Source organism: Pedobacter xixiisoli (assembly GCF_900215335.1).
In the GTDB taxonomy this organism is placed as follows: domain Bacteria; phylum Bacteroidota; class Bacteroidia; order Sphingobacteriales; family Sphingobacteriaceae; genus Pedobacter; species Pedobacter xixiisoli.
Window position 1 is genome coordinate 712,126 of record NZ_OCMT01000003.1, and the last position, 17,039, is coordinate 729,164.

The 17,039-nt window shown below is 38.0% G+C and carries 15 protein-coding genes; 10 read left to right on the top strand and 5 right to left on the bottom strand.

All coding sequences use genetic code 11. The features are described 5' to 3' along the window. Window positions 1-27: 27 nt before the first annotated feature. The 5 genes from CRO54_RS15270 to CRO54_RS15290 all read right to left on the bottom strand — a co-directional run bounded on the left by CRO54_RS15270 (window position 28) and on the right by CRO54_RS15290 (window position 6,783). Window positions 28-1,146 carry a glycosyltransferase family 4 protein gene (locus CRO54_RS15270; RefSeq protein ID WP_097132932.1) on the bottom strand — a complete coding sequence of 373 codons (1,119 nt, stop codon included), beginning with the start codon at window positions 1,144-1,146 and terminating at the stop codon, window positions 28-30. Continuing rightward, window positions 1,130-2,926 (bottom strand): asparagine synthase (glutamine-hydrolyzing), encoded by a 1,797-nt coding sequence (asnB, locus tag CRO54_RS15275; RefSeq protein ID WP_097132933.1) that lies wholly within the window; start codon window positions 2,924-2,926, stop codon window positions 1,130-1,132. The genes CRO54_RS15270 and asnB overlap by 17 nt, the downstream gene beginning before the upstream one ends. A 141-nt stretch (window positions 2,927-3,067) precedes the next feature. Further along, window positions 3,068-3,574 (bottom strand): UpxY family transcription antiterminator, encoded by a 507-nt coding sequence (locus tag CRO54_RS15280; protein WP_097132934.1) that lies wholly within the window; start codon window positions 3,572-3,574, stop codon window positions 3,068-3,070. Between the two features lie 3 nt (window positions 3,575-3,577). Continuing rightward, a complete protein-coding gene (locus CRO54_RS15285; RefSeq protein ID WP_097132935.1) occupies window positions 3,578-5,989 on the bottom strand; it encodes a GumC family protein in 2,412 nt (803 codons plus the stop codon). Then, on the bottom strand, window positions 5,989-6,783 hold the full coding sequence (locus tag CRO54_RS15290) for a polysaccharide biosynthesis/export family protein (RefSeq protein WP_097132936.1): 795 nt from the start codon (window positions 6,781-6,783) through the stop codon (window positions 5,989-5,991). The genes CRO54_RS15285 and CRO54_RS15290 overlap by 1 nt, the downstream gene beginning before the upstream one ends. A gap of 293 nt (window positions 6,784-7,076) precedes the next feature. Here CRO54_RS15290 and CRO54_RS15295 point away from each other — a divergent pair, with 293 nt between their 5' ends. The 10 genes from CRO54_RS15295 (at window position 7,077) to CRO54_RS15340 (ending at window position 16,955) form a co-directional block, all read left to right on the top strand. Then, window positions 7,077-7,820, top strand: a complete 744-nt coding sequence (locus CRO54_RS15295; protein ID WP_097132937.1) for a glycosyltransferase family 2 protein — start codon at window positions 7,077-7,079, stop codon at window positions 7,818-7,820. Window positions 7,821-7,962: 142 nt separating this feature from the next. Continuing rightward, entirely contained in the window at window positions 7,963-9,090 is a 1,128-nt protein-coding gene (locus tag CRO54_RS15300; protein ID WP_097132938.1) for an MraY family glycosyltransferase, read from the top strand. 95 nt (window positions 9,091-9,185) lie between these two features. Then, window positions 9,186-10,181 (top strand): type I glyceraldehyde-3-phosphate dehydrogenase, encoded by a 996-nt coding sequence (gene gap, locus CRO54_RS15305; protein WP_097132939.1) that lies wholly within the window; start codon window positions 9,186-9,188, stop codon window positions 10,179-10,181. A gap of 104 nt (window positions 10,182-10,285) precedes the next feature. Then, complete coding sequence (locus CRO54_RS15310; protein WP_097132940.1) at window positions 10,286-10,720, top strand: GNAT family N-acetyltransferase; 435 nt, start codon at window positions 10,286-10,288, stop codon at window positions 10,718-10,720. A gap of 11 nt (window positions 10,721-10,731) precedes the next feature. Next, on the top strand, window positions 10,732-11,922 hold the full coding sequence (locus CRO54_RS15315) for a phosphoglycerate kinase (RefSeq protein WP_097132941.1): 1,191 nt from the start codon (window positions 10,732-10,734) through the stop codon (window positions 11,920-11,922). Window positions 11,923-11,943: 21 nt separating this feature from the next. Further along, the gene (locus CRO54_RS15320; RefSeq protein ID WP_138765850.1) at window positions 11,944-12,501 is read left to right on the top strand and encodes a hypothetical protein; all 558 of its coding nucleotides are present in this window, start codon (window positions 11,944-11,946) and stop codon (window positions 12,499-12,501) included. Window positions 12,502-13,027: 526 nt separating this feature from the next. Then, window positions 13,028-13,498, top strand: a complete 471-nt coding sequence (gene mraZ, locus CRO54_RS15325) for a division/cell wall cluster transcriptional repressor MraZ (RefSeq protein WP_097132943.1) — start codon at window positions 13,028-13,030, stop codon at window positions 13,496-13,498. Continuing rightward, window positions 13,488-14,441, top strand: coding sequence for a 16S rRNA (cytosine(1402)-N(4))-methyltransferase RsmH (gene rsmH, locus CRO54_RS15330; protein WP_097132944.1), 954 nt, complete (start codon window positions 13,488-13,490; stop codon window positions 14,439-14,441). Before mraZ ends, rsmH begins: the two co-directional genes overlap by 11 nt. Continuing rightward, on the top strand, window positions 14,434-14,853 hold the full coding sequence (locus tag CRO54_RS15335; RefSeq protein ID WP_097132945.1) for an FtsL-like putative cell division protein: 420 nt from the start codon (window positions 14,434-14,436) through the stop codon (window positions 14,851-14,853). The genes rsmH and CRO54_RS15335 overlap by 8 nt, the downstream gene beginning before the upstream one ends. Next, window positions 14,853-16,955, top strand: coding sequence for a penicillin-binding protein (locus CRO54_RS15340; RefSeq protein ID WP_097132946.1), 2,103 nt, complete (start codon window positions 14,853-14,855; stop codon window positions 16,953-16,955). The genes CRO54_RS15335 and CRO54_RS15340 overlap by 1 nt, the downstream gene beginning before the upstream one ends. Window positions 16,956-17,039: the final 84 nt, after the last annotated feature.

Genomic DNA, 17,039 nt, shown 5'->3' on the forward strand with positions numbered 1-17,039 from the left:
AGAATTTAGTATTTTGGTTTTGTGCAATTAGGGGTTAGCAATTAAGCGATTAACTTGTTCCATATATTGCTCGAAACCGAAGTGCTTAACAGTTAATTGTTGTTGTTCGTTAGCTTGATGATGATGATTTGCCAATGCTGTTTGTATGGCATTAATTATTTCTACTTCGCTATTTGGATTAACCATTTGGCCCAGTTTTCCGTTTAGAAGGGCGTCGGTGCTGCCATCAGTATTGCCACCTATAATTTGGCAACCATGTGCTGCGGCCTCAATAAATACAATTCCGAAACCTTCTCCTTTACTCGGCATAATAAAGATATCACTCAATAAAAAGTGAGCACTAAGTTCGTCATCAGATAAGTAACCAAGTAGTTTGACATTTTCTGTCAAGTTAAGCGTATTAACCAATTGTGTTATTCTCAACTTTTCAGTTTCATCCGCTTTTCCCGCAAGGAGGTAAGTGAAATGATGTCCCTTCTTTTTTAGCTCTGCCAAGGCGATGATCACGGTATCGTATCCTTTGTATTTCTCGGCAGCAGAAAGTCTGCTCAACGTATACAATATCGGGTTTTTAATATCCAAGCCATACTTTTCAGTTAACTGTTTTGGCTTTTCGAAAAGAGTAGGAAAATTTAAAAATGGAGATAGGCTGTTATTGAGCACTTTTAACTGGTTTTGTTTAAGGTGATGTTGGTTTACCATCCTATCTCTAGTGTAATTGCTCACTGCCCATACTTCCACTTTGTTTCTGATAAAATCTACTTTCCATTTCGGCAATTGATCCCAAACTTCAATGCCATGTGCAAATAAGATAAATCTATGCTTGGGCTTAACAAATGAAATTAATTTGGCAACCAATAAAAGGTTAATGTGCGATAAAATAAGTGTTGGAGAAGATAATCCTTTCCAAAAACTTGTAAGTATAAAAGAGATTTTGGCACCTCCAAAAGTTCTGTAAGTTGAGTTGGAAGTATATCTGCCATCTACATCGGCAGTTTTATCATACATCGAATAGCTTGCCCATTCCTTTTCGCTAAATAATTGACGAAGCGTATAGATGAAATTCTTGCTCACTTTCTCTACGCCGCCCGTTAGGCTAAAGGCATATAAATTGAGGAAAAGTATGTTTTTATTTCTGGCGAGCATGATAGAATACTTGGTAAACAGCAAATAATTTCGACCAGTGTAATTTGTTGTCTTTAAATTGCTTTAATAACCTTAAAGCTTGTGGGTTATTTTGGTAGTGATTGGTATTCAGCATAGGCTGATAACTGCCAAACCAATGTTGAAAGGGGAACGTAAATCCCTTTTTGGGTCTATTCCATATCGCCTCGGGTAGTAGGTTGCGGTAGGCTTCAATTAACAATGATTTTGGTTGTTGGTTAAATCTTTTATTGGTGGGCAATTGCTTTGCTCCAGTTACTACATCCTGATCCAGAAAGGGTACCCTAACTTCAATGCCATGTGCCATGCTCATGTAGTCGGTGTCTTTTAGTAATTGGTTCTGCATGTAAATATTACATTCAAACCAAGCAATTCGGTCTTCGGCATTTAATAGCTCTAGTTCTTCGTGGGTTGGATAACTACTTAAAAGCTTTGTTACCTGTTTTTCTGATATTCCCAATAATTTGCCAACTACATTAGGCGTGTAAAATCCCCTCAAAAACAGATATTCTCCTATCGGATTTTTGTAGGCGAGAAAGCTGATACGCTTGAGCTTGTCGTTGGGTAAATGCTTTGCTGATTTTAATAAGAAGCGAGGAAGCTTTTTAAGTTTTTTAATGAGCTCGTGTCTCTTGAAAGAGGGGTAGCCGCCAAAAAGTTCATCGGCACCAATGCCTGATAATACGGCCTTTAATCCATTTTCTTTAGCTACTTTATTTACAAACCAAGAATTGATGCCATCGTTAGATGGTTGGTCCATATCTTGAAAGATTTGTGCAATATTTTGTTCAAAGTCATTAGCTGTAACTGTATAGCTGATGTGTTCGCTACCAATTTGTTCAGCTATAATTTGCTGATAGCTTTGTTCAGAAAACTCTGGCTCGTTAAAATTAATGCTAACCGTAGTAATGGTTTGAGCATTTTGTTCATTGGCAATAATGCTCAACAAGCTGCTATCAATACCGCCACTCAAAAATACACCAATAGGAGCGTCGGCGATAAGATGTCTTTTTACTGCTTTGTCTAAATTGGTTTCGGTTTGTTTAATTGCTTCTGGCTGAGTTGTTTGTTCAGCGTTAGGATAGTTGCCTGAAAACTGCTGTGTTTTACATTGCTGCTTAGCATGGTCCCAAGTTAAAAAATGTCCTTTCGCTAGGTTGTAAACGCCATCTAAAGTGGTGTAAGGTTCGGGTACAAAACCAAATGAAAGGAAGTAGATTGGCCAATCTTTGTTCTCTTTCCAATTTGGGTCAAGTGCTTTAAATGCTTTTACTTCCGAAGCAAAATAAAGCTCATTTGATTGGCTGTAATAATATAGTGGTTTGATCCCAATTTCATCTCTTACTAAAAAAGTTTGTCTTGCTTTTTGGTCAACTAAAGCAAATGCAAACATTCCCTTTAATTCTTTAAAGAAATCGGTTCCGTAAGCTTCGTATCCTGCAAGTATAACTTCAGTATCGGTTTGGTTCTGGAAAGTAAATCCTTTAGAAATTAAATCAGCTTTAAGTTCTTGGTAATTATAAATTTCACCGTTAAAGGTTATCCATAAATGCTTTCCATAAGCCATGGGTTGCTTTCCATTTTCACTAAGATCAATAAGCGAAAGCCTTCTATGGCCAAAAGCTAAGTTAAGTTCGGGTAGGGTTTGATAGCCAAAGCCGTCCGGTCCGCCTTTTTGCATAGCGTCGCACATCCGCTGCAAACCATCTTCTACTTCTGCTTTGCTCCACTTGTTGCCAATTATTCCAGCAATCCTACACATTCTTTTGTATTTTTCGACGTCTTAGTTTACAGCTTCGCCCTTTCAGTCCCATGTTTTTGGAACCTCACATCATGGTATAATCAACATCATTAATATTGCTACCATTAAATTAGTTAATAAAATCAGCTAATTATTATGTTTTTATTTAAACGGTTCTATGTAAGCCATAGACGTATTCACATGTATGGCATAGCCTAAGTTTTCTAGCTTTAGAACCAGGCTTTTTTTGTTTTTTATAGAGATTAGTTCTGCAATCATTCCTTTGAATGGTCCAGCATTTACCAGTACTTTCTCTCCAGGTTGTATTTCGTATTCTATTAGTTCCAAATCTTCGCCCGAAGACATTAATAGTTTTAAATCTTCCATCTGTTTATCTGGCATGATGGCAATTTTTCCAGAAAAATATAGGAAACGGCTAATACCTTGGGTCATTAAAACCTCAGCGTATTCTCTACTAGAAATCTTAACAAAGATATATGACGTAAATAGAGGCTCTTCGACTATTTTCTTGCGGTCGCTCCATTGTTTCAATTCTTTTTTTAGTGGCAGATAACACTCAATCTGCTTTTTTTGCAGTTCTTTGCAAGCCCTTTTTTCTGCTCTAGAATTGGTGTAAACTGGATACCATCTGTACTGGTTGTCAATCATAGCTTATTTCCTTTTCCAAAATTCCCACCATTTTTTACCTGGTCCGTCAGTATAGTAGCCGCTACCATATCCCGTATTCGAATAGTCGGAGTAATAGTAGTAATTGGCATAATAGCTACCCGTGTAGTTGGTGGTGTAATATCTGCTATGCAGGATATCATTATCGAAGGCGTTTAATATGATGGCTATATTAGATAAGTTAAATTCCTTTGAAAGCCTCTCGGGAACCGAAGCTGCTTGATAACGCGAAACCCCAGAACGCACAACAAATAAGTTTACATCGGCCATCCTTATCAATGGAATGGCATCAGAAACTAAGCCTACCGGAGCCGAATCGACAATTACAAAATCGTAGGTTTTAGTTAAATCTTCCAATAAATTTTTCATTTTATCAGAATATAGTAACTCTGAAGGATTGGGCGGTACAGGACCAGCCGGAATGAAAGTCAAGTTCTCTACTTCTGTAGGAAAAGTAACCTCGGCTAGCGTTGCCTGATTTGATAAGTAAGAACTTAGACCCTTTAAATTGTTTACCTTAAAAGTGTGGTGTAATTTTGATCTTCTCAAATCGGCAGCAATTACAATCACTTTTTTGTCAATTAAGCTTAAAGTACTGGCTAGATTTACTGTCGTGAAAGATTTTCCTTCTCCTGAAATTTCTGAGGTGATACAGACTATTTTGCTAGCCTTCTCGGCAGCTAAAAAGCTCAAGTTGGTTCTAACCGAGCGTACCGATTCGGCAAATAGAGATTTCGGGTTTTTTATCGATAAAATTTGGCGATTGTCCTCATCTATCGCATCCTGATATTTTCTAATTACTCCAATAATTGGAATGGTAGTTAAGCTTTCGATCGTTTCTTTATCATAGATGAAGGGATTCAACATCCTCACCAAAAGAATAAGTCCAACGCCCGCAATTAAACCGATAATTAAAGCCGTAGTATATGTTTTTTTGTGTACTGGAGCAATAGGATTGCTGTTGTAATTGGCTAAATCCACAATGGTGGCACCAGCTGTAATTGCTGCTTTACTGATCTGGGCTTCTAATTTTTTTTCAGAAAGGTAGCTATATACTTTTTGATTAATTGCTGCATTAGAAGTGAGGTTGATCAACTCCTTTTCTGCTTTAGGGATAGTATTGAACGTTTGTTTGATAGAACCAATTTGTTGGTCTAAAAATGCAATGGTTTTTTGGTTTTTTTGCCTTTGCGAATTTGCATTGCTTACAAAAGCTGACTTGATTTCTAAAATCTGCCTGTCTATCTGTTGTACAATATCAGAGCTAGCTTTATAGGTTATTAGGGCCTCCTCTCGTTTAATCAAGAGTGCATTGTATTGCGTAAGTAACGATCCCAGCATTGGATCGGTAATACCCTGTAAGTTGTAATTGATGGCATTGAGATTCTTATTCCCGATTACCTCCTTCTCTAACTGGTTGATGAAAATTCCCTGTAAGTTTAAGGTGCTCTTTTCTGTTTCAAGCCCTGTTAGTTTTCTCATCACCTCTTCGCCAGCAGAAGTAATGTCCAACACCTTATTGTTCATCTTAAACTGTGCCAATTCTGATCCAGAAGCCTGTACCGCTTGCGACATGCTTTGCTGTAGCGTGTCGATAAATTTGATGGTTTGCGTAGCAGAAATTGTTTTTTGCTCACGGTCATATCTTACATAAGATCGTAGTATCGCATTAAGGATATCGGTAGCAAAAAATGGATTGGTATCTGTTTGCGAAAGAGAAAGAATATTAGTTCCCTTGGTTTCGAACATATTTAAGCCGCCAGCAATACGCCCTAAAAATGCATCTTTTGAGTTAAATCGGAAGCAATAAATAGATTTGTTATCCTTAAATTTGGTGTTATTGTTGATTTTAAATTTAATACCAGCAATGGCAATGATTTGCCCATTTTTGTAGGTGTTGCTAACGTCTTGGCCGTTCTCTTGATGGGTTAATTTAAAAGAAGCATTGTCTATCGTTTCATATTCAATAAGGTTGGTACTTAAGTTCGTACTGTCCTCTTCTATAATGGAAATGTCTAAGGGTTTTTGAGGATAGATGTCGCTAGTTCTTACTCTTCCTTTAAGATAAAAGGAAATTCTATAATCTAATTCACTCACCGCATTAACCAAAACGTCTCTAGACCTGATTACAAATTGCTCAGATTGCATTTTGTTATTGCGGTCATAGCCCGTTCTTACGTTTAGTAACTCGGATATCTCTGATTTCTTTTCCTCAAACTTGAGCGATGCACTAGTGCTAAAAATTTCGGGCGTATACCATAAATAAATGTACGCAGCTATTAACGAAATTATTACGGTGCTGGCCAGCCAATACCATCTACTAAGTACAATCTTTGCGATTTTAACATAGTCTATATCTTGCTGCACATTTGCATTACCGGCGACTGGTTGTTCCATTACTTGGTGATGGTATAGATTAATAATAATGCATTAACAATGGTAAAGCCTATTTGAATGAAGGTAGAATACGCTTGGAAATTTTGGCTATTCACTGATACTCTTCTCGGCTCAACGTAGACAACATCTTTGGCTCTCAATTTAAGCCTAGGGTCTTTTAAAAAAGAGTAATCGCTAAGGTTTACAAAAATAATTTCAGGGTTGTTCTTATCTCCTCTAAATATGCGTAGCATTTTCTTGTTGGCGTCGGGAGTTAGACCACCAGCATCAGCGAGTAGGTCTATCAGTTCATAATCTTCTCTTTCGATAACAAATTTTCCCTGGGTGCGCACTTCGCCCAATAAAATCACATAAGCATTGGCTATGCGTACATCAATTAACGGAGCATTCAGTTCTTTTTGTTCGTAAGCTTTTTGGATAGCTTCTGCAGCTTGCATACGATTTAATCCAGCTACTTTGATTGCCCCTATTTTAGGTAAAACCACTTCTCCTGCAGCGTTTACCTTAAAGGTTGTAAAGGTGGTTTGTGTAGCATTGTTGCTTCCCGTTGCTGTAGGTGCTATCAGGCTCATGTCTTGCACATTTTTAATGGCAAGCTCATCTTCTGCTTTGATGAGATTGTAGTAGTTTTCGTTAATTACTGCACTGTTTACTACCCTTACTGTTTTTACCGTGTCCGCATCATAAGGAGTTTTTAAAATCACTTGTCTCCCTTTGAAAGAACACGAACTGCAAAAAGTGGCGGCAAAGCAGATAAAGACAAGCGCTGTCAAAGGTAATTTGTTGTAGTTCATTAGTTTGAATGAGGGTGCAAATTACAATTTTTTATGATTAAAAAAGTGATAAAATTAAAAAACGGAAGTGCCCTAATTTTTAAGTAAACCCCATAATTGTAGGTAGATTTTACCGTTTTGAATATAGATTTTAATGATTTTATCAATGGGTTTGTTTGTTGGTTATTCTTTAAGGTTGTGTGGTTTTTAAAACTGCTCGTCTTTTAAGTTTTCTACAGAAAAAACAGGCAAGTGAAATAAAATTTTTGTAGAAAGATTAGGATTGTATTTTTACAGCTGCAAAATACAAGCACTTGAAAATAACAATCATTACTGTAGTTTATAACGCGGAGCAGCATCTTAGAGATTGCATCGAGTCTGTGCTTGGGCAAGACTATGAAGACTTGGAGTATGTTTTGATAGACGGAAAATCTACAGATCGAACGTACCATATAGCTAAGGAATATGAAGAACGGATTTCGGTATTGGTTTCGGAACCAGACCAAGGTATGTACGACGCACTGAATAAGGGCATTGCTTTAGCTACAGGTGAGGTGATTGGCATCTTAAATGCTGACGACATACTTGCAAGTAGCGATGTAATAACAGAACTGGTGAAAAAGTTTAAAGTACTGGATGTAGATGCAGTGTATGGTGATTTAAATTACGTAGCACCAAATGATATCAATAAAATACAGCGGAAATGGCGTTCATCTTCGGCTTGCCCTAAAGATTTGGCCTTAGGCTGGATGCCTGCTCATCCTACTTTGTACGTGAAAGCTGGTCTCTTCTCGCAGTTGGGTGCTTACAAATTAAATTATGGTTCTGCTGCTGATTATGAATTGATGCTAAGGTATTTTTACAAGCATCAAATTACGACGGCTTATTTGCCAAAGTTAATGGTTAACATGCGTAGCGGCGGCATGAGTAACCAATCTGCAAAGCATCGGTATGCTGCATTTTTGAATGATTATGCTGCTTTAAAACAAAATAATGTGCCCATGCCATTAATGGCATTGCTATTAAAAAAACTGAGAAAAATTAGACAGTTCTTTTAATAAACTCATATTGCATTTCTTTTTTGTTCAGTCTTTTACAAGTGCGATGTTAAATTTATTTTTAATTTTTTTTCTATGAAAAAAGGCAACCTTATTGTTTAAATATTTCATAGATTTGGTTGTCAATCTTTTGTAAGAAAGCATGCCCAAGCAATTATTTGCCGAGTATCCCTTGGCGTTTTATGTTTCTATTGTTTGTCTAGCGTTTTTGTTGGTACGCTTTGCTATTCCTTCTATTATACATACGGCCAATAAATATAAACTTTATGATTCTGTTGATTTGCATAGAAAAGAGCATACTGGAAATATCTCTAGATTAGGTGGTATTGGACTTTTTTGCGGATTCACAATTACTGTTTTACTTTTTGCTACCACTGTAAATTACCAAGAAGCAAATTTTTTAATCGCCTCAAGCATCCTTCTATTTGCATTAGGTATTAAGGATGATATTTATGGCGTTAGCCCAAATACCAAGTTTGCATTGCAAATTGTAGTGGCTTTGATATTGGTTTGTTTGGGCGATTTTAAACTATCAAGCCTTTATGGTGTATTTGATATCTGGAATGTGCATCCATTTGCCGGAGGGATATTTTCCGTCGCTTTAATTATATTCATCAATAATGCTTTTAATTTAATTGATGGGGTGGATGGGCTGGCTGGTACCGTTGGTGTAATTGTAAATCTGTTTTTCGGGATGTTTTTTGCGTTGGAAGGCAATATGCCTTATGCCTTTATCGCTTTTTCGATGTTAGGGGCAATCCTCGGCTTCTTGGTCTTTAATTATCCACCAGCAAAAATATTCATGGGAGATACCGGCTCGCTAATTATAGGTTTGGTATCTGCGGTTTTGGCTATCAAATTCATTGAAATTAATAAAGTGGGATTCGGTTCTGTCCCTTATTTTAAATCTGCTCCGTCTATTGCTGTTGCAGTCCTTATTGTCCCTGTTTTCGATTCACTTCGAATATTTTTTATTAGAATTGTTAATAAAAAATCACCATTTAGAGGTGATAGAAACCATATTCACCACCGTCTTTTACGTTTAGGCTTAAGTTCAAAGCAAGTACTATTAGTTACCGTATCTTTCAATCTATCTATGATTGCGCTAACATTGATGTTTAGTCATTTGGGAAATTTTGGGCTTATATTTCTCCAAATTGGAATTTGTGTAGTGTGTAATGGAGTACTTACTTATATTAAGGGTAAAAAGAAAGCTAAATCTTATACCGTTAAAGACGTATTTATAAAGGATACTGTTAAGCTATTGTAGTTTCTTCTTTAATTTAAAATTTAGATTTTCTTTCACTAGATATTGGCTAGATTTGCCGCGTGAAATGATGTTGTTTTCACATAAATCAATACCAAATGAGAATAGCTATTAATGGTTTTGGACGAATAGGCCGAATGTTTTTACGTACTGCTTTGGAAAGAAACTTTGATATAGTAGCAATTAATGACCTTACAGTGCCCGCTACATTGGCACACTTGTTTAAATACGATTCTGTTCACGGTGGTTATAAAGGTGAGGTAGGTATAGAAGAACAGTGTTTGATAATAGATGGAAAGAAAATTCAGGTTTTGTCTAGTGCTAATCCCGAGAATTTGCCATGGAAAGAGCTAAACATAGATTTGGTAGTAGAAGCAACAGGTAAATTTGCTAATAAAGTTGGTGCCGACAAACACCTGCAAGCTGGAGCAAAGCAAGTGCTCATATCTGCGCCAGCACCCGATAAAGGCATACCAATGGTTGTAATGGGGGTGAATGATGACGAGGTCGATTTTTCTTCTCCAATTTTATCGAATGCCTCTTGTACAACTAATAACGTGGCGCCAATGGTTAAAATATTGGATGATAACTGGGGAATTGAGGACGGTTATATCACCACAGTGCATTCTATGACGGGCGATCAAAACCTGCATGACTCTCCGCATCAAGATTTGCGCAGAGCAAGGGCAGCATCTTCTTCCATTATTCCAACAAGTACCGGTGCCGCGAAGGCGATTACGCACATCTTTCCACATTTGGATGGAAAATTGGGTGGAGCCGGGATCAGGGTACCAGTTTTGAATGGCTCGCTGACAGATTTCACTTGCATCCTTAAAAAGAAAACAACGATAGAGGAAATCAATGAAGCTTTTAAAGTTGCTGCCGCAGGAAAACTAAATCAAATTGTACAATATACCGAAGACCCGATTGTTTCTGTAGACGTAATCAACAATACTTATTCTTGTGTATTTGATGCACAATTGACTTCAATTGTTGGTGATTTGGTGAAAGTGGTCGGCTGGTACGATAACGAATCTGGCTATTCAAACCGCTTAGCAGATGTAGTGGAGAAGATAAAAGGTTCTAATAATTAAGAACCAATAATCGAATGCTAACAGTTAATTCACAATAAATAAAAGTAAATTAACTATGGACTATTAACCATTAATAATTAACCACTAACCACTAATAAAAGGTTATGATAAAGTTTGTTCCTTTGGAGGTCGTACTTCCCTTAAGAAGTAAAATGCTCAGAAATGGTGCTGCTATAAATGAGTGTGTTTTTCCTACTGATGAAGCTGAGGGCATCTTCCATCTAGCTTACTATGCTGATGAAGCCGAAATTGCTACCGTCGCTACTTTCTATCCCCAAGATATGGAAGGCAGGAATGGTAGGGGTTACCAGCTTCGCGGAATGGCCACCGACACAGCTTTTTTGGGGAAAGGTTATGGAGCAATGCTGATAAAATATGCAGTAGATTACATAAAAGAGGCAAAAGCTGAGTATATTTGGTGCAATGCCCGTACGTCGGCGGTAGATTTTTACAAGAAACAGGGATTTGAAATTGTTTCAGAAGAATTTGAAATTCCCGGAGTAGGGCCGCATTATATCATGATTTTAAACCTAATATAGAATATAGAAAAATGAAGACAGTAGACCAGTTCGATTTTAAAGATAAGAAAGCTATCGTAAGAGTAGATTTTAATGTTCCTTTAGATGCCGATTTTAACATTACCGATGATAAAAGAATGCGTGCTGCATTGCCAACCATCAAAAAGATATTAAAAGATGGTGGTTCAGTAATTTTAATGTCGCATTTGGGTAGACCAAAAGACGGGCCAACCGATAAATATTCTTTAAAACATATTGTGGCAGATTTGTCTCGTATGCTAAGTTTAACTGTGAAGTTTGCTGATGATTGTATTGGTGAAGAGGCAGTTAACAAAGCCGGAAATTTGTATCCAGGTGAAGTTTTGTTGTTAGAGAATCTTCGTTTTTACAAAGAAGAAGAAAAAGGTGATGTTGCTTTTGCAGAAAAATTATCGAAACTAGCTGAGGTTTACGTGAATGATGCTTTTGGAGCTGCACATAGAGCGCATGCTTCTACTGCAACTATTGCTCAGTTTTTCCCTAATGCAAAATACTTCGGCTATTTAATGGCAGAAGAAGTTAAAAATGCAGAAAAAATAATCAATGATGCTGAAAAGCCGTTCACCGCAATTATGGGTGGTGCTAAAGTATCTGATAAAATCTTGTTGATCGAAAGTCTATTAGAGAAAGTAGACAATTTAATCATTGGTGGTGGTATGGCTTATACCTTTGCGAAGGCACAGGGTGGAGAGATCGGTACTTCTTTATTAGAGGCTGATAGAATGGAACTTTGTTTAGAGTTACTGGAGAAAGCAAAAGCTAAAGGGGTAAACCTAGTATTACCAGTTGATACAGTAATTGCTGATAAATTTGATAATAATGCGAGCAAAGACCAGGTAGATAGTGGCCATATTCCTGCTGATTGGATGGGTTTGGATATCGGTTCTAAATCTGTGGAGTTATTCAGTGATATCATTAAAAACTCAAAAACCTTGCTTTGGAATGGTCCTATGGGTGTTTTCGAAATGGAAAATTTCCAACAAGGAACTAAAGCTGTTGCCGAAGCAGTGGTAGAAGCTACTAAAAATGGCGCTTTCTCATTAATTGGTGGTGGCGATTCTGCAGCTGCAATTGCAAAATTTGGCTTAGAAGATGAAGTAAGTTACGTGTCTACCGGTGGTGGTGCTTTACTAGAATATATGGAAGGTAAAGAATTACCAGGTGTTAAGGCAATACAAAGTTAAACTATTTAAATTGATGCGCTCATGTCAAAAAAAAGTAAATATAGTTTCTGGTTCATCTTCATTATAGCTCTTTGTTCTTGTAAAAAGAAAAACGATGTTATGGATGAGGAGTTGCTGCGAGAGAAGTTTAATGGTAAATATGAATTGGTAGCTGCATTCGCTGACAAGGCTGTAGATATGAATCTGGATGGATTCGCTTCCAATGATTTATCAAATGAAATTTTGAACCTCAATGCTGCTTTTGTAGAGCTAAGTGGTAGCAAAAATGTTCGAATATTTACTCAGTTTTGGCAAGAGCAATACCTGTTGGAAAGTCAAAATATCGCGTTGCCTAGCGTGGATTATGCAAGACAGGGAATCGGTTTTAGTTTTTCATTTAATGAAGATTTAAAGGGCTTTAATTTAGATAAAACTAAGGTGACGGAAGAGCAGGCGGAAAGGTTTGCTGTCCCTGAATCTGTAAAACTTTTAGCAAATGACCTGATAGAAGTGGTGTTCGTTAAGCTTGTATACACTGGTAGCGGGTGGAAAGATATCACAATTAAAGCGAGTTATCGAAAATTCACTAGCATTACTTAAAACGGCTTTTGGTAGTTTGCTTTTTTATTCTCTTATGCTTAGAGTTCAGGCAAACATAATAAGAGAATCAAGATAAATCTTTACAGCGGCCCCAATTTATTGGAGCCGCTTTTTTGTTTTATCGCCCTTAGGTAGACTGTGCCTGAAGCAGATTTGTTTACTTCTCCCACCTTAAGGTAAAAGGCTTCTGTCTGGATGTCTGGTTTGAACCATAGGTAAGTCGAACGTTGGTGGGATGCCAATCTTAGTAGATGCTCTTGTTGGTGTTTCCGTCAACGATAAAAGAATTGCCAGGTGTAGCTGCTATTCAGCATTAATTATAGGTTAACTCCTTGTATATGAGCGTCCCGATGCATTGCGTCGGGACGCTTTCTTTTTTTACCACCACCAAAAATGCCCTAGCAATATCAAAAAGTGGGTTTATGTGGTAAGAAATGTGTGTTGAAAACTTTTTTGTGGTAAAAAGTGGTAAAAAGTGGTAGAACTCTCTTAATTTTACACTACATAAAAAGTGTAGCTACTATAAATGAACCAACTCATCGGAGAATTTGATTGCAAAATGGATGCGAAAGGGCGCTTGATGGTGCCTGTTTTGCTGAAGAAGCAATTGCTTGATGTAGAGCGAGATGGGTTGGTTGTGAACAGGGGTTTTGAGAAGAATTTGGTTATTTATCCTAAGAAAGTGTGGGATGAAACGGTAGCCGAGTTAAGCAAGTTGAATATGTTCGAGAAAAAGAATCGTGAGTTTGTAAGAGCGTTTCAGCGTGGTGCAATGCCTTTGTCGTTAGATGCTGCGGGTCGTGTGCTATTGCCTAAATCTTTGGTGGAATATGCTGGGATAGATGCTGAATTGGTATTGGCTTGTCAGTTGGATAAGATTGAGGTTTGGGATAAGAAAGTTTACGACGGGCTTTTTGATGATGTGCCAGAGAACTTTGCTGCTTTAGCGGAAGAAGTGATGGGCAATAAGAATAAAGGAGGTGCTGATGGAGAATAATTACCATGTGCCTGTTTTGCTGCAAGAATGTATCGATGGTTTGAATATCAAGCCGAACGGTGTGTATGTGGATGTGACTTTCGGTGGTGGCGGACACTCTCGTGAAATTTTGAAGCATTTAGGTCCCGATGGTGTTTTGGTTGCTTTTGATCAGGATCCTGATGCGCAAAGAAATAAGATTGATGATCCTCGTTTTCGGTTTGTAGACCAAAATTTCGGTTACATGAAAAACCATCTCCGTCTTTTGGGTATCAAACAAGTGGATGGTATTTTGGCTGATTTAGGAGTTTCTTCACATCAGTTCAATGAGCCAGAAAGAGGTTTTTCTACTCGTTTTGAGGCGGATTTAGATATGCGTATGGATCAGCAACGAGCTTTGACGGCTGCGGTGGTGCTAAATACCTATGCTGAAGAGAATTTGCATAAGATCTTCGGATTGTATGGGGAAGTTCAAAATGCGAAGTCTTTGGCTAGAACCATTGTTACTGCTCGTTTAGATAATCCTATTCAGACTTTGTCTGGTTTTAAAAATATAATTGCTGCTCATATCCCCCGCGGAAAAGAGCATAAGTATATGGCGCAAGTTTTTCAGGCTTTGCGTATTGAGGTGAATGCGGAGATAGAAGTGTTGGAGCATTTTTTGGAGCAATCGGCGGAGGTGCTTAAGCCGGGCGGTCGTTTGGTGGTGATGTCTTACCATTCGTTGGAAGATAGGCCGGTAAAGAATTTCTTAGCAAAAGGGAAATTTAGAGGTGAGGTGGAGAAAGACTTTTTTGGCAATGATCAGAAGCCGTTTAATGTCATTACCAGAAAAGCAATAGTGGCTGATGCTGAGGAATTGGCTCGTAACAGCAGATCTCGCAGTGCGAAATTAAGAATCGGTGAACGGATTTCATTGCCGTTGACTTCAGTCGGCGGCAAAGGAGGTAGGGCGAGTGAATAGGTTTAGAGAAAAGTTAGAGGAGGAGTTGGCTGAAGAAGATGAGCCGGTGCTCAAAAAGGAGCAGCCTAAGAGAAAAGAGCCTGTAAAAGAAGGAAGTGCAACAGCTTTCTTCAGAAAATTATTTGTGGAAGGTGCTGTGTCTAAGGAGACGGCAACAGATATGCTTCCCTACTTAATTTTCTTGTGTGTGTTGGGGATGGTTTATATCGCGAATAGCCACATGGCGGTAAAAAGTATTAGGGATATAGATCGGTTGAGTAAAGAGGTAAAAGAGTTGAGCTGGGAATACAAATCGCTAAAAGCCGATTTGATGTTCAAGAGTAAAATGACAGAGGTGGCAAAAAAGGTAGATACGCTAGGTTTAGAGGAGTTGATTGAGCCGCCAAAAAAAATAATAGTACAAGTTAAATAATGAATATCAGGGCAAACATATTATTAAGGGTGTATTTAGCTTTCGGGCTAATTGTGCTTTTTGCGCTTGCGGTTTTCGTTAGGTTGTGCGATGTGCAATTTAGACAAGGCCACAAGTGGGTGGCTATGGCTGATAGTTTGTCTACCAAGGAGTTTGAAATTGAAGCTACTCGTGGTAATATTTATTCTGTAGATGGTAGCTTATTGGCAACTTCTGTTCCTGAGTACGAATTGAGGATGGATATGTTTGCTGGCGGTATCCAAGAAGATAAAATTTTTAATGCCAAAGTTGATTCGTTGGCGATGAAGCTTTCAGGTTTTTTCAAGGATAAAAGCGCAAAAGATTATTCTCGTTTATTGCGTAAAGCAAGGCAAGATAGTGCTCGTTATTTGCTGATCAAGCGTAAGGTTACCTATCAGGATTTAAAAATTGTGAGAAGTTTTCCTTTGTATAACATCGGCAAGCATTCGGGTGGTTTAATGGCGATCCAAAAAAACAAGCGTATTCTTCCGTTTAAGGCTTTAGCTGCTAGAACTATCGGATATAAAAACGAAAATGTGAAGAATGGCGTGGGTTTGGAAGGAGCTTACGGTAATTACATCAATGGCGAAACCGGTAGAAGATTAATGCAGCGTATCAGCGGTGGTGTTTGGATTCCGGTAAACAGTGATGCTGAAGTTGCGCCCAAAGATGGTGCGGATATCATTTCTACCATCGATATCAATATGCAGGATTTGGCACAAAGTGCATTAGAGAAGCAACTGATCAAAAGTCAGGCGCATCATGGTGCTGTAATAGTAATGGAGGTGGAAACTGGCGAGATTAGAGCGGTTGCAAATTACACCAAAGTAGAAGAAGGAGTTTATAAAGAACAGTTCAACTACGCGATTGCTGGTAACCAAGATCCAGGTTCTACTTTCAAGTTGGCTTCTTACATGGCTTTGCTAGAAGACAAAAAGATAGATACTAATACCTTGGTTAGAACAGGATGGTATCAAATTCCAGGTAAAAGAATTACAGATTCTCATCCTAAAGACGAGTACGTAACAGTTAAAAAAGCTTTTGAGGAGTCGTCTAACGCTGCTATCGCAAAACTGATCAATGATAATTACAGCTCGAACCCAATGAAGTTCACTGATTATTTGTACGAGTGGGGATTGAATAAGAGAATGGGCTTGCAAATTCCAGGTGAATCACAGCCTGTAGTTAAAAATATTAAGGCAAACAGGAGTTGGAACAAGAACATGACCTTGCCGCAAATGGCTTATGGTTACGAGATGCAGATGACGCCATTAAATATGTTGGTTCTGTATAATGCGGTAGCTAACAATGGAAAGCTGATCGCTCCAATTTTTGTGAAAGAAATTAGAAGATTGGGTAGTCCTATCGAGCAGTTTAAAGCGAGAGTAATCAATGATAAAATCTGTTCAGATGAAACGTTGATTAAGATTAAGGCGATGTTGGAAGGTGTGGTAACTAACGGTAGTGGTAAGCAGGTAGTGTATAATCCTTTGTATAAAATTGCTGGTAAAACAGGTACGGCGCAGGTGGCAGATGCTAATTTGGGTTACAAAGCTAAAAAGCAATATCAGGCTTCGTTTGTGGGTTATTTTCCTGCAGATAAACCTAAATATTCGATGATTGTGGTAATCAACGATCCAAAAGGTGCTTATTATGGTGCTTTGGTTTCTGGTCCAGTATTTAGAGAAGTAGCAGATCGTATTTACGCAAGCGATGTAAATATGTACAACAAAGTTGAAGAGCATTTGGCTGGGAATACCGTAGCGCCAGAGGCAAAAGCTGGACAAAGTCAGGCGACAAAGAAAGTTTACAACGCTTTTGGTATTAAGGCGCTTTATGCTGCAAAATCAGATTATTTCAATTCAATTGATACAAATAACGGCGTGGCTTACGAAGAAAATACTCCTGTAAAAGGCGTAATGCCAAATGTAGGCGGCATGGGCTTAAAAGATGCGATGTATCTATTAGGTAATGCAGGTTTAAAAGCCCGAATTAAAGGAAGTGGAAAAGTAACCAGCCAATCTATACAACCTGGAAGCAGGATCGGTAAAGGTTTGGTGGTAGATATATTGTTGCAATAAAAAGGAATTATAAATGAAGAAATGACTAAATGAGAAAATAAATGGCGAATATCATCCATCATTTAAAACTTACTCATTTACTCA